At 65.1% G+C, this 25076-nt stretch carries 23 protein-coding genes; 7 read left to right on the top strand and 16 right to left on the bottom strand.

Annotated features, from left to right (window positions below; translation table 11 throughout):
- Positions 1-136 precede the first annotated feature (136 nt).
- From AC0L3C_RS04430 to flgB, 9 genes are all read right to left on the bottom strand, one after another.
- The gene (locus AC0L3C_RS04430; RefSeq protein ID WP_473407278.1) at positions 137-817 is read right to left on the bottom strand and encodes a lectin; all 681 of its coding nucleotides are present in this window, start codon (positions 815-817) and stop codon (positions 137-139) included.
- A gap of 143 nt (positions 818-960) precedes the next feature.
- Positions 961-1965, bottom strand: coding sequence for a Tim44 domain-containing protein (locus tag AC0L3C_RS04425; protein WP_473259246.1), 1005 nt, complete (start codon positions 1963-1965; stop codon positions 961-963).
- Positions 1966-2170: 205 nt separating this feature from the next.
- Positions 2171-4753: a cell cycle histidine kinase CckA gene (gene cckA, locus AC0L3C_RS04420; protein WP_473282027.1), complete on the bottom strand. Its 2583-nt coding sequence runs from the start codon at positions 4751-4753 to the stop codon at positions 2171-2173.
- Between the two features lie 154 nt (positions 4754-4907).
- The gene (gene flhB, locus AC0L3C_RS04415; protein WP_473407277.1) at positions 4908-5987 is read right to left on the bottom strand and encodes a flagellar biosynthesis protein FlhB; all 1080 of its coding nucleotides are present in this window, start codon (positions 5985-5987) and stop codon (positions 4908-4910) included.
- An 11-nt stretch (positions 5988-5998) separates the two neighbouring features.
- Positions 5999-6769: a flagellar biosynthetic protein FliR gene (fliR, locus tag AC0L3C_RS04410; RefSeq protein WP_007612283.1), complete on the bottom strand. Its 771-nt coding sequence runs from the start codon at positions 6767-6769 to the stop codon at positions 5999-6001.
- Between the two features lie 17 nt (positions 6770-6786).
- Complete coding sequence (gene fliQ, locus AC0L3C_RS04405) at positions 6787-7050, bottom strand: flagellar biosynthesis protein FliQ (RefSeq protein WP_007612284.1); 264 nt, start codon at positions 7048-7050, stop codon at positions 6787-6789.
- 173 nt (positions 7051-7223) lie between these two features.
- Positions 7224-7532 (bottom strand): flagellar hook-basal body complex protein FliE, encoded by a 309-nt coding sequence (gene fliE, locus AC0L3C_RS04400; protein WP_473407276.1) that lies wholly within the window; start codon positions 7530-7532, stop codon positions 7224-7226.
- 16 nt (positions 7533-7548) lie between these two features.
- Positions 7549-7974 carry a flagellar basal body rod protein FlgC gene (gene flgC / locus AC0L3C_RS04395; protein ID WP_106944403.1) on the bottom strand — a complete coding sequence of 142 codons (426 nt, stop codon included), beginning with the start codon at positions 7972-7974 and terminating at the stop codon, positions 7549-7551.
- A gap of 18 nt (positions 7975-7992) precedes the next feature.
- A complete protein-coding gene (flgB, locus tag AC0L3C_RS04390) occupies positions 7993-8397 on the bottom strand; it encodes a flagellar basal body rod protein FlgB (protein WP_473259253.1) in 405 nt (134 codons plus the stop codon).
- Positions 8398-8748: 351 nt separating this feature from the next.
- Between flgB and AC0L3C_RS04385 the strand changes: the two genes are divergently transcribed.
- The 3 genes from AC0L3C_RS04385 to AC0L3C_RS04375 all read left to right on the top strand — a co-directional run bounded on the left by AC0L3C_RS04385 (position 8749) and on the right by AC0L3C_RS04375 (position 11885).
- A complete protein-coding gene (locus AC0L3C_RS04385) occupies positions 8749-9720 on the top strand; it encodes a flagellar biosynthetic protein FliO (protein ID WP_473259255.1) in 972 nt (323 codons plus the stop codon).
- A complete protein-coding gene (fliP, locus tag AC0L3C_RS04380) occupies positions 9717-10478 on the top strand; it encodes a flagellar type III secretion system pore protein FliP (RefSeq protein ID WP_007612290.1) in 762 nt (253 codons plus the stop codon). Before AC0L3C_RS04385 ends, fliP begins: the two co-directional genes overlap by 4 nt.
- 201 nt (positions 10479-10679) lie before the next feature.
- The gene (locus AC0L3C_RS04375) at positions 10680-11885 is read left to right on the top strand and encodes a multidrug effflux MFS transporter (RefSeq protein WP_473407275.1); all 1206 of its coding nucleotides are present in this window, start codon (positions 10680-10682) and stop codon (positions 11883-11885) included.
- A 268-nt stretch (positions 11886-12153) separates the two neighbouring features.
- On the opposite strand, the gene AC0L3C_RS04370 is transcribed toward AC0L3C_RS04375, so the two are convergent.
- From AC0L3C_RS04370 to fliL, 5 genes are all read right to left on the bottom strand, one after another.
- Complete coding sequence (locus AC0L3C_RS04370) at positions 12154-15912, bottom strand: tetratricopeptide repeat protein (RefSeq protein ID WP_473407274.1); 3759 nt, start codon at positions 15910-15912, stop codon at positions 12154-12156.
- 102 nt (positions 15913-16014) lie between these two features.
- Positions 16015-16773: a MotE family protein gene (locus AC0L3C_RS04365; protein WP_473407273.1), complete on the bottom strand. Its 759-nt coding sequence runs from the start codon at positions 16771-16773 to the stop codon at positions 16015-16017.
- 8 nt (positions 16774-16781) lie between these two features.
- Positions 16782-17228, bottom strand: coding sequence for a DUF6468 domain-containing protein (locus AC0L3C_RS04360; protein WP_106944397.1), 447 nt, complete (start codon positions 17226-17228; stop codon positions 16782-16784).
- On the bottom strand, positions 17225-18427 hold the full coding sequence (gene fliM, locus AC0L3C_RS04355; RefSeq protein ID WP_007602134.1) for a flagellar motor switch protein FliM: 1203 nt from the start codon (positions 18425-18427) through the stop codon (positions 17225-17227). Before fliM ends, AC0L3C_RS04360 begins: the two co-directional genes overlap by 4 nt.
- A gap of 19 nt (positions 18428-18446) precedes the next feature.
- Positions 18447-18947 carry a flagellar basal body-associated protein FliL gene (gene fliL, locus AC0L3C_RS04350; RefSeq protein WP_106944396.1) on the bottom strand — a complete coding sequence of 167 codons (501 nt, stop codon included), beginning with the start codon at positions 18945-18947 and terminating at the stop codon, positions 18447-18449.
- A 380-nt stretch (positions 18948-19327) separates the two neighbouring features.
- Between fliL and flgF the strand changes: the two genes are divergently transcribed.
- Genes flgF through flgH form a run of 4 tightly spaced genes read left to right on the top strand, consistent with a single transcriptional unit; the run spans position 19328 to position 22815 of the window.
- Positions 19328-20089 (top strand): flagellar basal-body rod protein FlgF, encoded by a 762-nt coding sequence (gene flgF / locus AC0L3C_RS04345; protein ID WP_473282038.1) that lies wholly within the window; start codon positions 19328-19330, stop codon positions 20087-20089.
- A gap of 16 nt (positions 20090-20105) precedes the next feature.
- The gene (gene flgG / locus AC0L3C_RS04340) at positions 20106-20894 is read left to right on the top strand and encodes a flagellar basal-body rod protein FlgG (protein WP_007602131.1); all 789 of its coding nucleotides are present in this window, start codon (positions 20106-20108) and stop codon (positions 20892-20894) included.
- 10 nt (positions 20895-20904) lie between these two features.
- Complete coding sequence (gene flgA / locus AC0L3C_RS04335) at positions 20905-22044, top strand: flagellar basal body P-ring formation chaperone FlgA (RefSeq protein ID WP_473407272.1); 1140 nt, start codon at positions 20905-20907, stop codon at positions 22042-22044.
- Between the two features lie 3 nt (positions 22045-22047).
- Entirely contained in the window at positions 22048-22815 is a 768-nt protein-coding gene (flgH, locus tag AC0L3C_RS04330) for a flagellar basal body L-ring protein FlgH (RefSeq protein ID WP_027567596.1), read from the top strand.
- A gap of 293 nt (positions 22816-23108) precedes the next feature.
- Here flgH and AC0L3C_RS04325 read toward each other — a convergent pair whose 3' ends face one another.
- Both AC0L3C_RS04325 and AC0L3C_RS04320 read right to left on the bottom strand, forming a co-directional pair.
- Complete coding sequence (locus AC0L3C_RS04325) at positions 23109-23888, bottom strand: 2-keto-4-pentenoate hydratase (RefSeq protein ID WP_473259281.1); 780 nt, start codon at positions 23886-23888, stop codon at positions 23109-23111.
- A gap of 95 nt (positions 23889-23983) precedes the next feature.
- Positions 23984-25012, bottom strand: a complete 1029-nt coding sequence (locus tag AC0L3C_RS04320) for an SDR family oxidoreductase (protein WP_473407271.1) — start codon at positions 25010-25012, stop codon at positions 23984-23986.
- Positions 25013-25076 lie beyond the last annotated feature (64 nt).

Here is a 25076-nt window from a genome sequence, read left to right as displayed (position 1 = left end):
CAAGGTTCCGTCAGGGTGGGGCGGAACGGCGGCACCACACGCTCCGTCATTGCGAGCGCAGCGAAGCAATCCAGACTGTCACCCTGGAGGGACTCTGGATTGCTTCGTCGCTGCGCTCCTCGCAATGACGGAAGTCTCAATTCGACGCGAAGCAATATAGCAGGCCGTCGCCGCCGGTGCTCTTCAGATCGGCCTGCGAGCAGCCGCCGTCGGGACCGCGCGTGGGATGCGAGCTGTTCCACGATTTCGACGGCTCGTCATCGCGCAGGCCTTGACGGTCGGCGTGGCCGACGACCGCCGCGCCTTGCGTGCTCGACGTCCAGTTCTTGCAGGTTTTGTCGTCGCCCGCGGGAAATGCGCTGCCGTCGGCTTGCGAACCCGTGAGGATGTCGTGCCGGTTCGGCGTGTCGCCGCGGCCGTTGATGACCTCGCCCTTCTCGCTGAGCGCGGTCTGCTTGGTGAGGTTGTTGGCCGCCCCGTGCAGGTCGGCAACGTCCTTGGCGATCACAGCACCCTTGGCGTTCTGCCACGGTCCCTTGCCGATGCGGTCGCGCGCGTTGACGGCCGGCTTGCCGTCGGCCGCCTGCGTGGAGAGATAGGCGCGCCAGGTTTTGCTGCCGGCGCCGCCTGCCTGGGCCAGCTTCTGGCACTGCGCATCGGCCCCCTCCAGACCGCCGAGATCGGCGCCCTTGCCCGGCCCGTTGGAGGTGACGAAGAACGTCATGCCGGCCGATTGCGCCTGCGCCGATGGCGCCGCCAGCAAGGCCGCAGCGAGCGCGAGGCCTGAAATCGTCACGGTTCTCTCAATGCGGATCATCCTGTCCTCCCTTTGTGTTGTCGTTGGCCGCCAGATTTCAACCCGACGCAGGCCCACTTATTCCGATGCCGCGATGCGAGACGCCCAAAAGAAAAGGCGCCGTGCAAGAAGCACGGCGCCTTTGTTATTCATGTCGCCTGCGATCAGTTGGTCTGCTGGATCGCCGACAATTCCCAGGCGCCGCCCGGACGTCGGGCAAAGGTCCAGACTTCGGTGGCCTCGCCCGGCTGCTCGCTGCCGGCGACAATTGCGCCGGTATTGCGATCGAGCGTCTTGTCGGTGAGCGCGAAGCGCAGCGCCACCGTTGCGTAATCGGTCTCGCCTTCGCGCCAGGCTTCCGCGAGGTCGCCCTGCAGCAGCTTCACGCCGCTGACCTTGTTGACGACATTGCGCGCGCGGTTCTGGCCAAGGTCCTGCTCGAAATAGGAGACCATTTCCGGCGTCGCCAGCGTGTGCAGCTTGGCCACGTCCTCATTCGACCACGCGGTCTGGACATCGCCGAGCAGGCGCTCGAACGCTTCATAGTCGTCCGGCTTGATCTCGAGCGGCGCGTTGTTGGCACCGAAGCCGAAGCCGCCGCCAAGACCGCCACCAAGGCCACTACGATTGTTCGCCTGCGGTCCCGGACCGGCACCGGCGTCAGCGTTGGCATAGGCCGCCTGCGGGGTGTGGCGGCGCTGCCACCAAGACATCGCCAGCCGAACCACGACCACCACGAGCACGATCTGGATGATCAGGCCGATGATCGACGACAGGCCGCCGAGCCCGCCGAACAGGCCACCGCCGAACAGCATGCCGAGCAGGCCCGCGCCGAGGAACCCGGCCGCAAGGCCGCCCAGGAAACCGCCGCCGCGGCCGAACAGGCCGCCGCGCGCAGGTGCGGCGGCAGCCGAATTCATGCCTGCGCCCGGCTGGGTGTAGGTCCGATTGAACTGCGAGGTCGAGCCCGGCGCGGTCGTGGTCGACGGCGGGGCCGAATAGGTGCGCGAACCGCGCGAACCCGACGACATACCGCCACCGACGCGCGCGTCGGCGGACGAGATCGCCAGCGCAGTCGGCAGCGCAAGCGCCAGCACGACGGCAATCGTCTTGAAGAGACTGCGGGAGCGTTGCGAGAAATTCATGTTGGTTTCCCAGATCCCCGGCATGGGGACGTGCCCCTAAGATGGGCAGCCTTCCGTAAAAAGGAAGCCACTATCGGAACTTATGGCTGCGGCCCTCAGTCGCGGGGATGTGGCAAAAGCCCATCTTTGGCGGCAGCTTGGCCGCGTGTGCGAAGGAGCCGCGGTCGCGGGTTACCGTCGCTTTTGCGACAGCAAATTCCGCTTTTCCGTCGTCATCGCGTTGAGGCCCTTACCCCGCCTTCGCCATCGTCTCCTTCACGGCCGCCACGAGCTGGCTGAGCGTGAACGGCTTGGGCAGGAAGTCGAACTGCTGGCCTTCGGGCAGGCTCTTCTCGAATGCGTCTTCGGCGTAGCCGGAAACGAAGATGAACTTGATGTCGGGGTTTTTCTCGCGCATCGCCTTGAGCAGCGTCGGGCCGTCCATCTCCGGCATCACGACGTCGGACACGACGAGATCGATTCCGCCGCTCTGCTCTTCCAGCACCTCGAGCGCCTCGACGCCGTTCTCGGCCTCGACCACGGTGTAGCCGCGCGAGCGCAGCCCGCGTGCGTTGAGAGCGCGCAGACCCTCCTCGTCCTCGACCAGGAGGATGGTGCCCTGTCCGGTGAGATCGGTGCGGGGCTTGGCGTCGGCTGCGGACGCCGCCTCCTTCGCTGCACCATTGCTGGTGCCAACGACCGGCGCCGGCTGCTCGACCTGCACCTCCGGCTCGGCATGATGGCGCGGCAGGAAGATGTGGAAGGAGGTGCCCTGCCCCGGCTCGGAGTCCACGTAAATGAATCCGCCGGTCTGCTTGACGATGCCGTAGACGGTGGAGAGCCCGAGGCCGGTGCCCTTTCCGACCTCCTTGGTCGAGAAGAACGGCTCGAAGATCTTGTCGCGGATGTCGGCGGGAATGCCGGTACCGGTATCGGCGACCTCGATCCGCACATAGTCGGCGGCCGGCATGCCCTTGTAGGCCAGCCTGGCCGCTTCCTCGGTGGTGACGTTGGCGGTGCGGATGATCAGCTTGCCGCCGTCGGGCATGGCATCGCGCGCGTTGACCGCGAGGTTGACGATGACCTGCTCGAACTGGGAGACGTCGACCTTGACCGGCCAGAGATCGCGGCCGTGGATGGTCTCGTGCTTGACCTTCTCGCCGATCAGGCGACGCAGCAGCATGGCGAGATCGGAGAGCGCATCGCCGAGGTCGAGCACCTGCGGCCGCAGTGTCTGCCGGCGCGAGAACGCCAGCAACTGCCGCACCAGCGTGGCGGCCCGCGTCGCGTTCTGCTTGATCTGCATGATGTCCTGGAACGACGGGTCGGTCGGCTTGTGCGCGTTCAGCAGGAAATCGTTCGCCATCATGATGGCGGAGAGCACGTTGTTGAAGTCGTGGGCGATGCCGCCGGCGAGCTGGCCGACAGTCTCCATCTTCTGCGACTGGTTGATCTGGTTCTCCAGCGCGCGCCGCTCGGTGGTCTCGAGCATGTGCACGATGGCGACTTCGGCGTCGTTCTCGGCCGCATCCACCGGCGTGACGAAGAACTGGCCCCACCGCTCTCTGGTTCCTTCGAGCGCCACTTCGACCGGCGCGACGTCGGCCTGGCCCTCCGCGGCCTGGTTGATGGCCGCGATCAAAAGATGCCGGTCGCGCGAATTGACCGCGCGGAAGATCGACTTGCTGGCGCTGTCGAGCCCCAGTGCCTGCCCCAGCTTGGCGTAGCGCGCATTGGCGCGCACGACATTGCCGCCGCGGTCGACCGTCGCGATCGCCATCGGGGTATGGTCGAAGAAGCGCATGAAGCGCACTTCGGCGGCGCGGTCGGGATCGCTGCGCTCGTCGCGGGCACGGCTGATCACCAGCGTGCGCGACGGGCCCGGCGCGCCGTCGGCGCCAAAGGCGAGCTTGTGATAGAGCCGCACCGGCATGGTCTTGCCGGTACGCATGCGCAGGTCGATGTCGAAGACTTCCGTCTTCACCTCGCCCGGCACTGCCACAATCGCCGTCAACAGCGAAGCGCCGTCGCCGGAGACGATGTCGGTGAGCTTCAGCCCGCCCGAGCCGATCTCGGCAAGGTCGTAGTCGAGCCAGTTCGCCAGCGTCGCATTGACATAAGCGAGCTCGCCGGCCGGATTGACCGAGAAGAAACCGCAAGGCGCGTGATCGAGATATTCGATCGCGTGCTGGAGTTCCTGGAACACGTCCTCCTGGCGCTCGCGGTCGCGGGTGATGTCGGCGATCGACCACACCGCGTATCTCGTCTCGCGCTTGCCGGTGCCGAGGGGCCGCACCCGCATGCGCAGCCAGCGGCCCTGGCTGCCGTCATTGCCGGAGATGCGCACCTCTTCCTGCTGCCGCTTGCCTTCGCGCGCGGCTTTCAACAGGCGGAACACCGCCTCGGAGACGTCGGGGTTGCCGATGAAGACGCGCTCCACGGGGCGCACGTCCTGCGGGCCGGCGGCGCCGGTCAGCGTCAGATAGGCCGCATTGGAATAGACCACATGGCCGCGCGGGTCGGTGACGGCGAGGCCGTCGAAGGCGTGGTCGGCGATGCGCCCCATCACGGGATCGTCGAGATTGCGGTCGACGAAGCGGATGATGCCGGCGGCGAAGGCGAACAGGTTGAAGAGGCCGACCATCGCCAGCACGGCGAGGATGCCGAGGATATAGGGCTGGGCCTGCGCGCGCCCGAGCGTCATCAAGCCGACGGCAACGGCGACGAGGCCGGCGGCCACCAGCAGCACCAGCGCAATGCTGCCCGAGCGCGGCGACGGCTCGTGCGCCGCAACGGGCTCGCGTGTGAGGTCGTGGTCGGTCTCGGCAGTCATCTCAAGCTGGCACAGCCTGTCGGCAGAGAATCAACGCGCTACAGGGCGCGCAGGGTCCTCCCTGCCTGAATCGGACCCGCAGGCGCAAGGGCAGCAGGGGCGAAAGGTACGCTGATTCCCAGATTACGGCCATTTCCAGTACTTTTCAGGGGTTTTATTGCCGGCTGGCACCAAATCCGCTCTTCAGACGCATGACGTAGCCGATGACTTCGGCGACCGCATGGTAGTGCTCGGTCGGGATTTCCTCGTCGATCTCGACGGTGGCATAGAGCCCGCGGGCGAGCGGCACGTTCTCGACGATCGGGATATCGTGCTCGCGCGCGATCTCCCGGATCTTGAAAGCGAGGTTGTCGACGCCCTTGGCGACGCAGATCGGGGCCGACATACCGCGCTCGTAGGACAGCGCGATCGAATAGTGGGTCGGGTTGGTGATGATCACGGAAGCCTTGGGAACCGCCGCCATCATGCGCTTCTTCGAGCGCTGCTGGCGCAGCTGCCTGAGCTTGCCTTTGATGTGCGGGTCGCCTTCGGACTGCTTGAACTCTTCCTTGATCTCCTGGAGCGACATCTTTTGCCGCTGGAACCAGCTGCGATACTGGAAGAAATAGTCGCCAATGGCGATGATCGCGAGCGCCGCGACCACCGCGCCGAGCAGATGAATGGTCAGGCTGGTGGAGGCGCCGAGCAGGGCGGCCGGATCGAGCCTGACCATCGCCTCCATGCGATGCCGTTCCGGCCACAGGATCGTGGTCATGACCGCGCCGAGCACGATCAGCTTGCCGAGACCCTTGAGGAAGTTCGCCGCCGCTTGCTTGCCGAATATGCGCTTGAGGCCTTCGGCAGGCGACAGCTTGCTGAATTTGGGCTTGAGGGATTCGGCCGACCAGACCAGGCGGTGCTGCAGCATGTTGCCGGCAATTGCCGCCAGCACCAGCATCAGCAGCGGCACGCCCATTGCCGCGAGCACAGCGACTTCGATCTGCTGCATCAGGGCGAGCAGCGCCCTGCCGTCGGTCTTGATCATCCAGGAATTGGCGAGCAGGTTGCGCATCGGCGCCAACAGCCCGCTGCCGACCGATCCCGAGAAGCTCGAAACCACGAGCGTGGCGCCCGCGATCATGAACCAGGTGTTGATCTCCTGACTCTTGGCGACGTCACCGCGTTCGAGCGCCTCTTCGAGACGTTTTTGCGTCGGGTCTTCTGTTTGACTCTCTGGATCGTTGTCTTCCGCCATCGATCACCCGGTCACTTGAGGGGCATCATCTGGTGCATGACACCGATGAAATAGTCGAGAAAGGTCCCCATCATCGCCGTGAGCACGACGGCGAGCACCAGGAAGCCGGCGAAGATCGAGAGTGGCACGCCGACGAAATAGACCTGCATCTGCGGCATCAGCCGCGCCAGCACGCCGAGCCCGATGTTGAAGACGAGGCCGAACACCAGGAATGGTCCGGAAAGTTGCAAGCCCAGGCGGAACGCGGCGGCAAAGGCGCGCGTCGCCAGCGCGGCGACATCGCCGCTCGACACGGTCTCGCCCGGCGCGAAGATCGTGTAGCTGTCGTTCAGCGCCGCGATCACCAGATGATGGCTGTCGGTGGCGAACAGCAGTGTCACCCCCAGGATCGTCAGGAAGTTGCCAACGAGCACGCCCTGCTGTCCCTGTGTCGGATCGACCGAAGTGACGAAGCCGAGCCCCATCTGCTGCGCGATCACGGCACCGGCAACCTGCAGCGCCGATAACGTCACCCGCGCGGTCGCCCCCAGCACGATGCCGATCACGATCTCATGCAGCATCAGGACCAGCAGCGGCGCGATCGAGCCCATATCGACCTGATAGGCGTTGCGATGCAGCGGCAGGATGATCAGCGTGAGCAGCAGCGCGATCGACAGTTTGATCCGCGTCGGGATATTGGTCTCGCCCAGGCCCGGCAACAGCATCACCATCGCGCCGACCCGGGCAAAGGCGAGCATGAAGGAGGCGGCAAGCGCCGGCAGCAGCGAGACGTCGATGCGCATGACGGGCGCATTGTGCCTCAGCCGCCGATGATTCGCGACGATATCCGCAGCATGTGGGAATGCAGTGCGTCGGCCATGAACGGCAAGGCCAACAGCATTGTGGCAAAGATGGCCAGGATCTTCGGCACGTAGATCAGCGTCTGCTCCTGGATCTGCGTCAGCGCCTGGAACAGCGACACGACGACGCCGACCACGAGGCCGACCACCATCAGTGGCGACGACACGATCACGATGGTCCAGATCGCATCACGCGCGACGTCGAGGGTTTCCGGTCCGGTCATTTCGCAGTTCCTTTGTCTTATTCCTCGCCTCCCATCGCTCTTGCGAGCGATGCGAAGGTCTATCCCCCGTCATTGCGAGCGTAGCGAAGCAGTGCAGACTGCCACCGCGGAAGGATTCTGGATTGCTTCGCTGCGCTCGCAATGACGGTTGGGGCGGGCGCGAGCGCCAAAAATCAGATCGGCATCTTCATGATGTCTTCATAGGCCGCGATCACGCGGTCGCGGACCGAGACCAGTGTGGACACGGCGACGTCGGTGTCTGCGACCGCCGTCACCACGTCCATCACGTTAGCCTTGCCCGCGGCCATCGCCACCGTCTGCGCATCGGATTTGCGGCCGGACTCCAGGACGCTGCCGACAGTGTCTTTCAGAAGAGAGGCGAAGGACTGCCCGTTCGGCTCGCTGCCCTTGCCGGCACCGCTGTTCTCCAGCACGCGAGCGAGGTTTGCATAGGCGTTGGCGGCAATTGTCGGTGTTGCCATGGTTCAGATGTCCTGTTCAGCTCTTGAGGATGTCGAGGGTGCGCTGGATCATCCGGCGCGTCGCGCTGATGATGTTGAGATTGGCCTCGTACGACCGCTGCGCGTCGCGCATGTCGGTCATCTCGACCACCGAGTTCACGTTGGGATATTTGACGTTGCCGGTCGCATCCGCCGCCGGATTGTTCGGCTCGTATTTGGTACGGAAATTGGACTGGTCGGGCTTGATCCTGCCGAGGGTGACGACCTGCGCGTCGAGTGTACGGTCGAGCGCAGAGGAGAAGGTCGGCACCTTGCGCCGGTAAGGATCGCCGCCGGCGGTCGGCGCCGTCGAATCCGCATTTGCGATGTTCTCCGAGATCACCCGCATGCGCCCGGCCTGCGCCCGCAGACCGGAGGTCGCGATCGCCATCGAGCGGGCAAAGTCACTGCTGTCATTCGCCATGATGCGCTTCCTCTAGCTCTAGCCTTTGCCGATCGCGGTCTTGAGCAGGTGCAGGCTCTTCGAATACAGCGAGGTCGCCGCCGCATAATCCATCTGGTTGCTGGCGGCCTTCATCATCTCCTCTTCGAGATTGACGGCGTTGCCCGCGGGGCGGGTCTCAAAACCCGCATTCCTGTTCTGGTCGAATCCGGAGGCCGCGCCTGACGGCGCCATGTGGGAACCGCTGGTGCGGGTGAGCTTCAAGGGCCCCATCGAACCCGTGACGGCGCCGGCTTTGTCCAGCTTCGGCTCGACCAGGTCGCGCGGCCGGAATTTGGGCGTGTCGGAATTGGAGACGTTCTCGGACAGGACGCGCTGGCGCTCCTGGTGCCACTGCATCTTGGTGCGAAGCGCCGAGAGCACCGGAAGATCGTTGATGGACATCGTTGCGGCTCCTTCCGCCTCGCAGGACCCATGGTCCGAAGCTAGGCAGAATTTGCCGCCTGTATGGTTAACAGCTGGTTAAGGAGATCGCAGGCAGTTGTCCCCCGCCGGGACACCGATGCGTGTACCCCGTGATTCTACGCCTCCAAAAGCGGCATTAACCCAACCGCTTGGCGGCGCATGCACAGGCCAAGAAGTCGTTTTGGATCGAGCGATTCATGGGTTATTAAGAGTTGGGGACGGCAAAACTTGCCGTGGGACGTTAAGAAATCGCAGTTTGGAGTAACGTAAGCCGGTGGTTGGCGCATCTGACCACTGGCCCGAGAAAAGCGCCATTTGTCGGGGACAAGTATGCAAGGCAGCCCTATCACCTTCATCGTCGCGTTCATCGTCGTTCTGGCGTTGATCGGCGTCGCTGCATGGCTGGTTCGCCGATTCGCCACCAGCCGGCTCGGCGCCAACACCCAGCGCGGCCGGATGCCCCGGCTCGCCGTGATCGATGCCGCCGCGGTCGACGGCCGCCGCCGTCTGGTGCTGGTCCGGCGTGACAATGTCGAGCATCTTCTGATGATCGGCGGCCCCACCGACATCGTCGTCGAACCCAACATCGTGCGCGCAGCGCCCGGCCGCGACCAGCTCCCGCAGCGCCCCAATGCGGCCGAGCCGCCGCGTCTCGCGCCGATGCATGATACCAGCAGCTGGGCCGACGAAGCACCGCGGCCCGAGCTGCTCGATCATCCCGAACCGCAAATGCCCGAGCCGCCACCGCGGCCCACGCGCCCCTCCTTTGCCGACGAAGTGCGCCGGCCGGCTCCCGCGCTGGCGGAACGCCGCAACGAGCCCCCACTCGCAGGCTTCGCGTCCGAGCCGATCGCGCCGCGCCCCGAGCGCGAGCTGCGTCCAGAACCTATTCCGCCGCGCGTTGCGCGCAACGAACCCCCTCTGATGCCGCGTCCGCCGCGCCAGAGCGAGCCGATGAAGGCGCCTCCAGTGCGCGCCGAGCGCCAAGCCGCGCCACCTCCGCCCATGCCGCAGGCTCCACCCGTTCCGCCGCCGGCGCCCGCTCCGGCGGCGCCATCGAGCGCCGAGCAGAATCTCGCCGAGATGGCCCAGCGGCTCGAAGCTGCGCTGCGCCGCCCCGCCGGCGAGACGCTTGCCCCTCCGGTCGCCCCGGAGCCCCCGGCCGCTCCTCCGCGTGTGGCCCGCAGCGAGCCGTCGGCACCACCGGCCCCTTCCGCAAAGCCGGCTCCGGAAAAGACCAGCTTTGAAAATCTCGAAGACGAGATGGCCTCGTTGCTCGGCCGTCCGAAGCCGTCTTCGTGAGGCTGCCGGCCCTCCCGCGTAGAGTTTTTTTTCTTTCTGTCCTGATCGGCGCGGCTTCGCTCGCGATGCCGGCGCATGCGCAGGACATCAGCATCAATCTCGGCGGCGGCGGCGCTGGCGGTGGCGGCGTCACCGAGCGCGCGATCCAGCTGATCGCGCTGCTGACGGTGCTGTCGATCGCACCGTCGATCCTGATCATGATGACGTCGTTCACGCGCATCGTGGTCGTGCTGTCGCTGCTGCGCACCGCGATGGGCACCGCGACCGCCCCGCCGAACTCGGTCATCATCGCGCTGGCGATGTTCCTCACCTTCTTCGTGATGGGGCCCGTCCTGCAAAAATCCTACGACGAAGGCATCCGTCCGCTGGTCGCCAATCAGCTCGGCGTCGAGGACGCGCTTCAGCGCGCCTCCGTCCCCCTGCGCGGCTTCATGCAGAAGAACGTGCGCGAGAAGGACCTCAAGCTGTTCCTGGATCTGTCCGGCGAGCCGCCTCCCGCCACTCCCGACGAGCTCGGCTTACGCATCCTCGTCCCCGCCTTCATGATCTCGGAACTGAAGCGTGCCTTCGAGATCGGGTTTCTGCTGTTTCTCCCCTTCCTGATCATCGACCTCGTCGTCGCGTCCGTGCTGATGTCGATGGGCATGATGATGCTGCCGCCCGCGACCATCTCGCTGCCGTTCAAGCTGATCTTCTTCGTGCTGGTCGACGGCTGGTCGCTGGTGGCAGGGAGCCTGGTGCAGAGTTACGGGGGGTAGCCGGCCTGGGGAGCGGTCACCGCCGCCCCCATCCCCTCTGACCCAAGGCTTGTAAGCCGACACTTCAGCTTACCAGCGCAAGGCGGAAAGGCTGCCACCGTGAGCGCGTTCGGCGGTTCGTGACATACCGGAATATGCTCAGGTTGCGCATTCAATGGGCCATTGATATGATGGTTATCATTCATTGATCCGAAGCGGCTTATGACCAGCAACGCCGAAAACCGTCCGCTCGCTCGAGTCGTGCCGCTTGGTCTTCAGGTCGCGGTTCTTGCTGCGTTGTCTGCGAGTGGCACGTTGGCCACCAACATTCTGTTGCCTTCGCTCCCGAGTATCGCCGTCGCGGTTGGCGTCTCCAGCGCTCAGGTAACGTCAGCTATCACCATATTCCTCGCAATGTTCGCGGTCGGACAACTTGTTGTCGGTCCGTTGTCGGATCGTTTCGGCCGGCGCATACCCGTGATGATCGGGTTTGCTGTATTTTTCGCAGGTAGCATATGGTGCGCGTTAGCCAATGATTTGGCGGCACTATTGATCGGTCGCGTTGTGCAGGCCGGTGGCGCATGTGCCACGTCTGTGCTTTCGCGAGCTATCGCAAGAGATCTTTTTCAGGGCGAAAAGCTAGCGCGCGTGCTCACCTTCGTTATGGTCGCGATGGCAGCGGCGCCCGGATTCTCGCCCCTGGTCGGTGGCGCGCTGGATCATTTTTTTGGCTGGCGTTCAGCATTTGTGTTCGTCGGGATCTTCGCCGTGGTCGCCGCTTCAGCATTTCTTGCGGCTTTCGGAGAAACGCACCACGCGCCACGCGCCGAGTTCGATTTCTCGACGATCGCCAAGAATTACTGGTCGCTATCGACTGACCGCCGTTTCTTGGTTCCTGCCGCAACTGTCAGCCTCATCTTAGGTGCGCTGTTTGCAATGTTTTCGGCGTTGCCGCGTGTCTTGATAGAAGGCCTCGACTTCACACCCATGCAACTCGGCCTGTTCTTCGCAGGCACTGTCATGATCGTCTTTAGCGCTGGCATTATCGCTACAAAAATTGTTCCGCACCTTGGTCTCGACCGATCGATTTGCATCGGCCTCGCGCTGGCCTGTGTCGGTGGCGGCATGGTGTTGGTATTCGCGCTTTTCGACGGGCGCTTTTTGCCATTTCTTGTCGGCGCATGCGTATTCCTGCTAGGCATGGGCATGGTCAATCCGCTCTGCAGCGCGCAAGCTCTTTCGCCATTCGGCGATCGCGCCGGTGCTGCCTCGGCCCTTTTGGGTTTCTGGCAGATGTTGGCCGCGGCACTGGGGGTATCGCTTGCGGCAGTGATCGCAAGGAACCCCATGATCGGGCTTGGTCTCGTGCTAGTGCTTGCCTCGACCTTGGGCTCGGCAATTTATCAGGTGCGGGTAAAACTCAACTGAGCCCGTTAAGATCGCTTGCTGGCCCTTAGCTGCTTCCCTGTTTCTACGCCCTAAGGTGTTTCTCACAATGGGCCTGGAGCCCTCAGCCGATTAGCAAAGGCAAACGGGCCATGTCCGGTCTCGAAGACTGAACGGGCGGCCACCTCTGCGCGGATTGTTCGTGTTTATGAGTACGCGCCCCTGAGCGATAGTCTCGGGCCCCTGCCCGTCACTGCCAGGAGCTTGCTCAGCGGGCACCTGTCGCGAGGCTCCAGAAGGAGCAGCGATCCTACCGCGTCATCTTGATCTGCCGCACGACGGGAATCGTGGGCAGCGAGCCGGTGTGGTCGGACTCGTCCTTGGCCTGCGGAGAGGCCGGCGCGCGTGCAGTGGCGTCGGGGAAGCGCTGCTTCATCTCGCGCAGGAAGCCGTCGAGCGTGTCGACGCTGGCAGCCAGCTTGGCGATATCGGCAAACTCCGCGCTGGAGGCGCCGGTCGGTTTGCTCGCGATGTCGAAGGCGAGCCGATCGGCGCTCTCGCTCATCAGCGGCGCATATTTCTCGCGGAAGCGCGACACGCCGATCGAGTCGTCGGCGAGCGCATAACCGACGGCTGCGCGGATGATGTCGCTTTTCTCCACCGCGTTGAGCGGTTTGAAGTCGCGAAAGCGCTCGCCGTAATAGAGCTCGATCTGCTCGGCGGATTCGCGCCAGCGCCGCGCCGCCCAGAAGATGTCGGATCGCAGGCGCAGCACCTCGCGCCCCGTAACGTTGGAGACGATGTCGAGCGCGAGATCGTGGCGGCCGACGTCGCTCTGCGCACGCGCCTCCAGCAGCAGGCGTTGCTGCCTGAGTTCGCCTGAGAGGTCGCTGATACGGCTCGCGCGCAACGCCGTGATCGCCATGTCGGGTCTGCGGTTGGCGAGATAGATCATGGAGAGGCGCGCGGCGACTTGCGCACGCGCCGCGCCTTCGAGGCGATGGTCGACCTGGTATTGCAGGAGCTCGGCGGCTTGGTCGAGCAGATCGATCGAGGCGAGACGGTCGGAGAGGCGTCGGATCAGTTCGTCGCCGCGGCGGCCGATCGGGGTCAGTTCGCGGAACTCGTAGAACATCCCGAGCGCTTCGATCGGCGGCAGCTCGTCGCCCTTGGGTCCCAGGAAGATCTGCGTGAACAGGTCGGAGGCGAGGTCCTGCGCCTGGCGCGAGGCGTCCGCGTTCGGCTGCAGCTTTGTCGCGGTACGCGCCGCGGTGAGCGCATCCCGGTAGCGCCCGTTCTCGGCAAACATTTGCGACAGCATCTGGAGCGTCTTGACCTCGATCGAGTCGCCGCGCCAGGTCATCGCGAGCGTTTCGAGCTCGCGCAACGCGTCTTCCTTGCCGATCTCGTCGCGCTTCTGTCGCAGCGCGACCTCGAGCTGCTTGGCCTCGGCCGCAGCCGGCCGGTCGGACGAGCCGACCGCGAATTTGTAGTCGTCGAGCGCATCCTTGTCGTGGCCGAGCGCCTCGGCGAGCCTGCCGCGCAGCACGGCGAAGCCGGGCGCGGCCTCGGGCGAGACGCCGACCACCTCGAGCTCGCTGCGGCGCTTGGAGGCGCCGGCATAGTCCTTCACCTCGAGCGAAGCGCGCATCGCTTCCATCGTCACGATGCGCTGGATGTCGAGCGGCAGCGACGCGATGGCGAATTCGACGTTCTTGAACTTCTCGCGCGCGTCCGCCCATTTGCCCTGGCGCGCATAGGCAAGCGCCTTCCAGAGCTGGGAATCGTGGCTGTTGCCGATCACGGGATTGGCGAGGTCCTTCAGGCCCTGCGCCGGCCGGCCGATCAGGATGCTCGCGATCGCATGCATGATCAGCGCACTGCTCTCCTCCTTGTTGAGGGGATCGGCCAGCATCAATTCGGTGACGGCCTTGGCCTCGTGATACATCGCGCGCGACATGTAGAATTGGGCAAGGTCGAGCCGCGGCAGCGAACGCATCGCCGGCTCGACGTTGGAGATCGCGGTGATCAGCTCGTTCTGGCGCGCTATGAAATTTTCCGACTGGCCCTTGCGCCAGCCTTCGGGGCTGAAGACGGGGCGCACTGCGGTCGGCGCACGCTCGGCCGAGATGTCGACCGGCGACAGCGTCAGCCCCCCCTTCTTGCCGAGGATGACCTTGTCGGCCCCGACCTCGACGCCGACATCGTCGGAATTCGGCCGGATCGCGATGCCATGTGCGGATTCCAGCAGCGCGAGATCAACGAGGTCCTGCCGCTTGATGAAGCCGCGCACCGGCCGCTGCGCGGTGATGACATAGAGCGTGTCGCCGGCATCGGGATCGGTGAGCTTGTGCAGGAGCCCCGGATTGGCGAAGGGGATCGCGATGTTGGCAAGCGCCGGGTCGGTGATGTTGCGCGAGATCATCAGCGGCAGCGGCGTCGCCTGGATCTTGTCGGCGAGGGTCAAGAGCCAGTTGGTCTGCTTGCCGACCTCCTCGCTCGACAGCGAATAGACAAGGGGCCGGGTGAGACGGATACGCACCGCCTGTCCCTTCTCGAGCGGGACGCGGCCGACTTCCCCGATCATCGCACCGCCCTTGGTGCGGATCGCCTCGACGTCGATCGGCTTCGCCGTATCGAACACCAGCCAGACGGTGTCGCCACGGCGGAACGCCGCCGCAGGCGTTGCGACCTGAAGCGGGAAGGTCACCCGCAGGCCGTCGCTGTCGCGGCGCACATCGACGCTGACAGCAGGCGGCTGCGGCGCCGCAGGCGCCTCTGCTGGAGCAGCCTTGACCGGCTCCTTGACCGGCTCTTTGGCAGCTTCCTTCACGACCTCTTGCGGCGCTTCGGCCATGGCCGGCTTGGCAGGCGCGACCGCAGTTTCTGCAACTGGCGCGACGGTCTTTGAAACTTCCTTGGGCGCTTCCTTGACCGCTTCCTTGGGCGCTTGCGCAACGTGCGCAGCTTCGGCCGCAGGAGCGGGCACCGATTTCGGCGCTTCAGAGGGCGGCATGGCGGCGGGCGCTTCCGCCTTCACCTCGGGCTTGACGTCGATCCTGGCTTCGCGCGCGATCGTCTCGGACGTCGGCGGCGCGATCTCGCGCTGCGCATCCTTCGGCTTCTCGGCCGCGGGCTTTTCGGGGACAGGCGCCGGTCCATGCGCCGCGGGCTTGGCCTGCGCGATCGCAGCCTCGGCCGAATTGGCCATCTTGCCCTTGTCCGGTTGGAAGGAGATGTCGACGACGTAGTTCTTCTCGTCGCGGAACGAATGCACGTCGGAATCGCCGATCAGTGCGATCTCGACACTGGTCTGGTCGATGTCGGCCTTCTGCTTGATCGAGGCGACGTTCGGCGGCGCTGCGACGACCGCGTCCGCCAGATCGAAATTGAGGTTGGCGTTAAAGGCGAGCGTGAGCTTCTGCTCGTTGAGCACGGAGGACACACCGACGCCGTCGGGCATCTCGAACACGAAGCGGACGAAGGTCGGCTGCACCGAGGCGCGCACGCGGATCTGCGGACGCTTCTTGCTCTCCGCCGCGGCGCGCTGGGCGCGCAGCGCGCGTTCGGCGACGCGCGCGCGCTCGGCGAGTTCCTTGACCACGTCCATCGGGAGGCTCGGCGGTGGTCCCTTCCAACCCTCCGGCAAGAGGTCGATGAAGGTTCGCTCGCCGGCATTCATGGTGTTGACGGTGACGCGCCGCGCCAGCGACAGGCGGATGGCGCCGCCGTCGGGATCGCGGCGGGCGGAGTTGACGTAGTCGGGCGCACCTTCCGGGACACGGTCGACCGGAACGTCGACCGCCCGGTCGAAGCGGATGACGAGAATGGAGCCGGCCGTCGTCACCTCGGAGGGGACGTCCTCCCCGAGCTTGATCACGAGACGGGCAAAGCCGCCGCCGGCCGAGAAAGTCGCCTCGCCCCGGATAGCATCGGCCGCCCGGGCAGGCGCCGTGAAGCCGATCAGCAGGCTGGCTGCCAGCAGCGGCGCCGCGCGGACATGACGCGACAGCCTCCGCGCCAGGGCGCGGGCTCGCGACACAAATCCAGCGGCAGCCTCTCGCGCCATTGGCGGCATTACTTCCGGTTCGACGGTCCACGCCGGCATTGCTGCCGGCCCCTGCCCCAGACTGTAGATTTTGGCAATTAAGGACTTCTTAAGTATGAGCCCTCAATTCGGCTTTTGCGTCGGCTTGCCGTCGATCTTGGGCAGCTCGCCGGCCGAGGCGGACTGATCGCCGCCGCCATTGGCCCGACGGGCCATCTCGACCGTCAGCCGCTCGGCGGCCTCCGGGGACATCAGTCCCATGATGTCCGACATTTTTCGCGGCACGATCTGCGAGGCGATCTCGATCAGCACGCCCATCTCGAGCCGGTCAAAGACCCGCGCGGCGTCCTTCGGCTTCATGCCCTCATACATGGTCACGAGGCCCTTCATGCGCTGGGCTTCGGCCGCCTTCTGCTCGGCCTGCGTCGCGGAGATACGGGTTTCCACCGCCTTCATCTCCTCGACCTTGTTTTCAATGCGCTTCTCGGCGGATTTCAACAGGCTCTCGCGGATGTCGATCTCGCGCTGGCGGGCCTCGATCTCCTGGCGGCGCGACTGCAGGCGTTCCAGGATCGCGCGCTCCGAGGCGGAGATCTGCGGCTGGGCCTCCTCCTTGACCGCGGCGCCTTCGGACTTGGTGTCGGGTGCAGCCGGCTTCGGCGCCTCCTTCGGCGCGCCATGGGTCGAGCCGGTGATATCGGGATCTTCGCGGCTGGCCGGGAAGTTCAGATTCTCCTGCGCCCAGGATTTTTTGACCTGGTTCGGCTTGTAGTCGAAGACATAGCCGCCATTGAGCACGAGGCCCGCGACCTTCAGCGTGGCGAGGCCTGCGACGGCAACCAGCACGATCGGAATGACGCGGATGTTGCGAAAGGACTTCATACCTGACTTTATGCGGCAAGGCCGTTGGATCGTCTGCGTTCGGAGAAGGCTTCGGCCGCAGCCGCGACCGCCTTCGCCGACGAGGGCTTGGCTGCGGGCGCGGCGACCATTTCCGGGTTCGTCACGGGGCGCGCGGCGATCGCGATCTTGGAGAGGCGCCGCACCACATTGTCGGCTTCGCCGAGCTGCTTGTAGAGCTGCTCGGACATCTGGGTCGCCGACGCGAGCTGGCTGCCGAGGTTCTCGTTGACGTCGCGCACGGCGAGCTTCAGCCCGCCGATCGCGCGCTCGGCGATCTCGGTTGCGGTGATCAGTTCGCCGATGACCGCCTTCAGCGAATGCTCGTCCGCCTTCAGCCGCGTCAGTCGCTTGTTGAGCGTGACGCAGTAGACGATGGTCAGCATCAGCAGGATAGCCACCAGCGTCTCGATCGCCATTCCTAGGGAGTGGTTCATGGGGCCTCCATCATCTTGTTCTGCTCGTCGACCTTTTCGAACATCGCAAGTGTCGTACTTGGCTTGCGCAAGGGTTTCGTCACCCGTATCGCGACGCGATCGCCGACCCGGCCCATGCGCCCTTCGGTGATGGTGACGTCGCCGCAGCGAACGGTGACGTTGGCATCCGCACGCATGTCCAGCGGCAGCGTGTCGCCGACCTTCAACCGCATCAGCTGCTTGAGCGGAATGTCGGCTTCGTAGAGCACGGCGTCGACCGAGATCTCGGCCTGGACGATCTCGGTGGCGAAATGGCCTTCCCATATCTGGTCGCGGCCGAACTTTTCGCCCATGAACATCTGGAGCAGGACGCCCCGGATCGGCTCGATGGTCGCGTAAGGCAGCAAGAGCTCGATGTTGCCGCCGCGATCTTCCATGTCGATGCGCAGGCGCACCAGGATCGCGGCGTTGGCAGGACGGCTGATCGCGGCGAAACGCGGGTTGGTCTCGAGCCGGTCGATGGTGAAGGTCACCGGCGACAGCGGCCGGAACGCCTGTTCGGCATCGGTCATGACGACTTCGACCAGCCGCTTGACCAACTCCGTCTCGATCGTGGTGTAGGGCCGGCCCTCGATGCGCAGCTGGCTCGAGCCGCGGCGGCCGCCGAGCAGCACGTCGATCATCGAGTAGATCAGGCTGGAATCGACCACGGCCATGCCGAAATTGTCCCACTCTTCGGCCTTGAAGACGGTGAGGACGGCGGGCAGCGGAATCGAGTTCATGTAGTCGCCGAAGCGCACCGAAGTGATGCGGTCGAGCGAGACTTCGACGTTGTCGGAGGTGAAATTGCGTAAGGAGGTCGTCAGCAACCGCACCAGGCGGTCGAAGACGATTTCGAGCATCGGCAGACGCTCGTAGGAGACCATCGCCGAATCGATGATGGCGCGAATGCCGGAATGATCGTCGAGCGTGACGTCGCCGACCGCGAAGCCGAGGAGGTTGTCGATCTCCTCCTGCGACAGCACCCGTTCGCCGGAATTCTTGCCGGCGCCGAGATCGCGGCTGCCATCCTCGACCATGGCCGCCCATTGCAGGGCCATGGTCTCGGACAGTTCGTTTTCGGCAGCAGCCTTCGCGGCCTCGGCGGGATCCTCGGAATCGAGCGAGGCCTCCCATTGGGCGGCAATTGCATCCTGGTCTGGTTGGTCGGTGCCTGCCATGATCCCTAGCCCGTCATGCTCACTGGATCACGACTTCCTTGAACAGCACCGCGCTCACCTGGACCGGTGCGACCGCCGCGTTGACGCGCTTGGTCAGCTCTTCCTTGAGGCGAAAGATGCCGGCGGAACCGTTGAGGTCGGAGGAGCGGAGCTCGCGCGCATAGGTCTGGAAGATGTCTGTGATGCGCGGCATCGTCGGCTTGATCGCCTCGACCTGCTTCTCTTCCTTCAGCTCCAGCACGATCTTGAGCTTCAGATATTGCACGCGCTCGCCCGGCGCGCCGGCGAGGTTGACCATGATGTCGGGAACCTCGACGAAAGACGGCGGCTTTGGCGGGGGCGCCGCCTCGGCGTGATGCTCGTCGTCGCCGTGACGGAAAAAGAAGAACCAGGTGGCGGCACCGCCGCCAAGAACGGCGAGCAGGCCCACCGCCATGATCATCAGCTTGAACTTGTTCTTGGGCGGAGCGGCTTCCGCGCCCTCAGCGGCTGCGCCGCCTTCCGCTTCATTCTCTGCCATGATCGCCGCGCTCGCTCATCTCTCAAAAGGGGTCGAAAGAGCGAAGCTCCTGGCAGACAGTGACGCGATACAAATGCCCCAGCGCAGTGCTCCTCTTATGCGCAAACGCTACGGTAATAATGGTTAACGGAACCTTTCGATTGGGCCTTCGCTAGGAAAAATCTGCCGGGCAAACATGGCTAACAGACCCTTTCTGCCGCCTCCCCGCGCCCTCGAAAAATAGACAAGATGTTGAAATTACAAATTTTTCCAGCTTGGCACGAGTTTCGCTGAGAAAGGACCGAGACCCAAGGTTTGGGAGAACATGAGGTCTCGTTCACGGGATCGGCCAATGCGCTTGGGAGAGCGAGCTGGCGGATCTCACTCAGGGGAGATTTCCGATGCAGAACGCGCTTCTGATCGGCTTGTCACGACAGATGACGTTGGAACGGCAGATGGATGTCATCGCCAACAACGTCGCCAACGCCAACACCAACGGCTTCAAGGCCGATCATTCGCTGTTCGAGGAGTACCTCAACTCCAACGCGCGTGAGGACAATTTCGTCGCCTCCGACCGCCGGGTCTCCTATGTGCAGGACCGCGGCACCTTCCGCGACGTCGGCCAGGGGCCGATGGAGCCGACCAAGAATCCGCTCGACATGGCGATCAGCGGCAACGCCTATTTCGCGGTTCAGGCCAATGGCGCCGAGCGCTACACCCGCGACGGCAAATTCTCGCTCAACAGCACCGGCCAGCTCGTCACCTCCGACGGCAACCTCGTGCTGGGCACCAGCGGCCCGATCACCTTCCAGCCGACCGACCACGACATCAACGTCGCGCCGGACGGCACCGTCACGGTACTCGAGGGCACGGCCAAGAACGACTCGATCCGCGGCAAGATCCGCATGGCCTCGTTCGACGATCCGGCCAAGCTGACCAAGCTCGGCGCCAACCTTTACGACATCGGCTCCGCCGTCCCGCAGGCCGACACCAAGTCGACTGTGCAGCAGGGCTATGTCGAGAAGTCGAACGTGAACTCGGTCGGTGAGATGAGCCGCATGGTCGAAGTCATGCGCAGCTACACCGCCATCGCCAACCTGCTCCAGCAGCAGAGTGACATGCACAAATCGGCGATCGAGAAGCTCGCCGACGTTCCGGCCTGATTGAGGGAGAACTGACATGCAGGCGCTTCACACCGCAGCAACCGGAATGGCGGCACAGGAACTCAACGTTCAGGTGATCTCCAACAACATCGCGAACCTGCGCACCACCGGCTTCAAGAAGCAGACCGCGGCGTTCCAGGACCTGATCTACGAACACGTCCGCCGCGTCGGCGCACAGTCGTCCGACCAGGGCACCATCCTGCCGGTCGGCGTCGATATCGGCGGCGGCGTAAAGACCGTCGGCACGCCGCGCAGCATGACCCAGGGCACGCTGTCGCAGACCGGCAACGACCTCGACATGGCCATCACGGGCGAAGGCTTCTTCAAGATCCTGATGCCCGACGGCAGCTACCAGTACACCCGCGACGGCACCTTCCAGATGGACAATCAGGGGCGCATCGTCACCGCGCAGGGCAACCCGGTGCAACCGACGATCACGATCCCGAACAACGCCTCGGGCCTCACCATCAACGTGCAGGGCCAGGTCTCGGTGACGCTGCCGGGTTCGTCGACCTCGGCCGTCCAGGGCCAGATCGGCCTGACCCGCTTCATCAACAAGGCCGGCCTCCAGCCGGTCGGCAACAATCAGTTCACGGAGACGCCCTCCTCCGGCCCGCCGCAGGACGGTACCGCGAGCTCCGAAGGTTTCGGCAACATCACCCAGAGCAGCCTCGAGCAGGCCAATGTCGACGTCGTCTCGGAAATGAGCGACCTGATCGCCGCCCAGCGCGCCTACGAAATGAACGCCAAGGTGATCAGCGCCGCCGACCAGATGATGCAGTCGACCACGGCGCTGTTCCGCTGAGGTAATGACGATGATCCGCACCACTCTCGCCACGATCTCCGCTCTCCTCGTGCTGGCGCTGCCCGCACGGGCCGCCGACGATTTCATCGCGACGCCGACGCTGCGCGCGAGCATCACCGTGACCTCGGACGTGGTGCGGGTCGGCGATCTCATCGACAATGCCGGCTCGGCCGCGCTGATCCCGGTCTACCGCTCGCCCGATCTCGGCACCACCGGTGCGCTGCCGGTCGCGCAAGTGCTGGCGGTGTTGCGCGCAAAGCAGGTAATCGGCGTGATGACCGGCGACATCAAGGAGGTCCAGGTCACCCGTCTCGCCCGCACGCTCGTGAACAAGGACCTCGAAACCGCGGTCGCCTCGGCGCTCGAGCGCCGCTTCGGACTTGGCGATGCCGCCAACATCACCGTCACGTTCGACCGCGGCATCGCAGACATGCGGTTGGATGCCTCCAACACCGGCGCGCTGCAGCCGGTCGCAACCCGCTACGACGCCCGCAGCGGCCGTTTCGACATCGCCTTCGAGATCAACAAGGACAACGATCCGGCGCCGACCAAGCTGCGTTTCACCGGCAACGCGATCGAGACGGTGGAGGTGGCGGTTCTGACGCGCGATATCGATCGCGTCGATCTCCTGAAGGCGTCCGACGTCGCGATGGAGCGACGGCCGAAGGCCGAGGTCACCGGTGAGGCCGCCTCGCGCGATCGCACGCTCGGCATGCAGCTCCGCCGGCCGATGCGGGCGGGGACGCCGATCCGCGTCGCTGACATCGTCAAGCCCGACTTCGTGCAGCGCGACCAGAGCGTCACCGTCATTTATCAGGTCCCCGGAATCTACCTCACCACGCGCGGCAAGGCGATCGAGAGCGGCGCCGAGGGCGACACCATCAGCGTGCTCAACCTGCAGACCAAGCGCACGCTGAGCGGCGTCGTCACCGGCCGCGGCCAGGTGACGGTCCAGGGCGCCAGTCAAGCCGCGCCGATGCCGGCCGCGGTCGAACAGACCTCGTCGCTCAAGCGTGACGAAACGCCCGCCCCGGTTGATACCGCAGCCCTCGTCCGGAACCTGGTCCAGGCCCCGGCATCCCCGGCCCAGATTGCGCAAGCCCAGATCCCGCAAGTTCGCGTCTCGCAAGCTCCAGCCAAGTCAGAGTAAGTCATGTCCAGGTTCAGTTCGGCTTTTCGTCCCCGTCGCATCGCGATCTCTGCCCTGCTGCTGGCGACTTGCGCGCTGGCGAGCGGCTGCTCCTCGATCGACCGTCTGTCGCAGATCGGCGAGCAGCCGAAATTGTCGGCGATCGACAATCCGACGACGCAGCCCGGTTACAAGCCGGTGCAGATGCCGATGCCGAAGCCGGAAGTCGCCTCCTACAATCCGAACTCGCTGTGGCGCAACGGCAGCCGCGCCTTCTTCAAGGACCAGCGCGCCCATCAGGTCGGCGATCTTCTGACGGTGGCCGTGAACATCACCGACAAGGCCAATATCGAAAACGACACCCAACGCAGCCGCACCAACAAGGAAGATTCCGGAATCACCGACTTCATCGGCGCCAAGACATTGGGCGCCCAAGCGCAGAAGGTGTTGCCCGGCCGCATCCTCACCGCCGACTCGACCGCGTCCAGCGAGGGCAAGGGAAGCGTGGACCGCAAGGAAGCGTTGCAGACCAACGTCGCGGCCGTCGTCACCCAGGTCCTGCCCAACGGCAACCTCGTGGTTGAAGGCAAGCAGGAGATCCGCGTCAACTACGAAATCCGCGAGCTCATCGTCGCCGGCATCGTCCGTCCCGAGGACATCCAGAGCGACAACACCATCGATTCCACCAAGATCGCGCAGGCCCGCATCGCATATGGCGGCCGCGGCCAGATCATGGACGTGCAGCAACCGCGCTACGGCCAGCAAGTCATGGACGTGCTGCTGCCCTTCTAAGCCTCTCCCGAGCTCCCACATCGTGTTCGCGAACCTAGGCGCGAACGACGATGTACGACGCGGCCCTCGCTAGCTCCCCTGGCGAGGGCCGCATGTATTTTGGCGATGGCTGCATACAGCGCTCAGGCACGCGCGATTGTAGCGACGCCGCTCCCCCTATCCGCCCTCTCAATTGTCATCGCCCGCGAAGGCGGGCGATCCAGTATTTCGAGACGTCAGTGATGAGCCGAGAAGCCGCGGCATCCTCGATTCCCCGCCCTCGCGGGGAATGACTGCGGGGAGTACCGCGGCGCCTACGTAAACTCCGCCTCCACCGTCCCCAGCCCGTCCAGCTCCATCCGCACCTTGTCGCCGGCTTTCAGCCACAGCGTCTTCACCAGGCTGCCGGTGAGAACGAGCTGTCCCGCGTGAAGACCCTTGCCCTCGGCGGCGAGATGGTTGGCGAGCCAGGCGAGTGCGTTGTGGGGATGGCCGAGCACGTCGGCGCCGGTGCCGTGGCTGACCTCTTCGCCATTGACGATGGCGCGGCCTTTGACAACCTTCAGGTCCGGCACCGACGAGCGCGGCACCACCTCGCCCAGCACGCAGCCGGCGGCGAAGAAATCGTCGGCGATCAACGTCGGCGCCCCCATCGTTTCCCACTTCACATAGCGGTCGTCGACGATCTCGATCGCGGGATGATAGGCCTCGACGGCTTCGCCAACCCATTCGGCCGTGAACGGCGCCTCGCCGGCTGCGAGATTGCGCTTCAGCCGCACCGCGATCTCGCACTCGACGCCGACGCGGACATAGTCGGCAGCCGCGAGCCGGACGCCGCTGTCGTGCACGCCCTTCTGGAACACGCCGCCGCCGCATGGGTGTGGAATGCCGATGTAATCCTGCATCACCTGGCTGGTGCAGCCGATCTTGTAGCCGACAAGCGGGCCCGCATGCGGCAGCAGCAGATCGTGCAGCGCGCGCTGGACCTGATAGCCCTCGGCTTCATCGGCGGGAGGAACTTCGAGCGCCGCGAGCGGCGCATGGTTGCGGCGCGCCAGCGCGATCGCCTTTGCGGCTGCGAGAATTCTGTCCATCGGCGCCGGCTCCCACGCTACGCAATCAGAGGCGGCACTTCAGCATCCCGGCCGGGGCGTGACAAGCGCGGGCCGAAGAACGGCCAAGGGTGCCCTCAGTCCTTGACCAAGCCGAGCCGAATCAGGCTCTCGGCCGTCGCGAGGATCGCTTCATCGTTGGAACGGGCCTGCCAGCCGAGCAGCGACCTCGCCTTGACGCTGGTGGAATGCCTGACCCTTCCGAGCATCGGCACCACGGCGCGCAACAGCGGAATCCGGTTCGCGGCGAGCCGCACCAGCCAGTCCGGAGCCTGGAGCCGAGGAACCCGGCGCGCGGCCGGTCCGAGTTCCTCCCGCAGCAACTTGGCGATGTCGAGGATCGACATCGTCGCGCCGGAGACCGCGATGAAGCGCTCGCCGTTGGCCTCGGGCGCCGTCATCGCCCGCAGGTGCAGCTCGGCGACGTCGCGCACGTCCACCACGCCGAAATAGACCCGCGGCACCGCCGGCATGGCGCCGTCGAGCAGCGATTTGACAATTTCGATCGAGCCGGAGAAATCCGGCCCCAGTACGGGGCCAAAAATGCCGGCGGGGTTGACGACGGACAATTCGAGCCCGCTGCCCTCCCACGCGACAAAGTCCCAGGCCGCCCGCTCGGCCAATGTCTTGGACTTGACGTAGGGCTGCACATCGGCGCCGTCGAGATTAGTCCAGTCGGACTCGTCGAACGGCTTGTCGCGCGGCGGATGGCCGTAACCGATCGCGCCCAGCGACGAGGTGATGACGACGCGCCTGACGCCGGCCTCCCGTGCGGCACGCAGCACCCGCAGCGTGCCGTCCCGGGCCGGGATGATCATCTCGTTCTCGTCCGCGGGCACGCTGGTCGACAAAGGCGAAGCGACATGCAGCACGTAGTCGCAGCCCGCAACTGCCTCGCGCCAGCCTTGGTCTGCCGTGAGGTCCGCGGTGAAGAGGGACAGGCTGTCGGGCGAGGCCGCGCCGCCCTCGCGCAGCATCGCCCGCACCTCGGCTTTCCGGTCCGGCCGGCGCACCGTCGTCCGAACCTCGTGGCCGTCGGCCAGAAGTTGCAGGACGACATGAATGCCGACGAAGCCGGATCCGCCGGTGACCAGAACGGTGCTCATTGTCAAATTTCCCTTTGCTCGGGACCGGCGAATTGGTTCCGCGCAGGCCCTGCCCAGCGCCGCA

The organism is Bradyrhizobium sp. WSM4872 (assembly GCF_055811715.1).
Note: the sequence above shows the minus strand (reverse complement) of the source record. Positions and strands in the feature narration are given on the sequence as shown.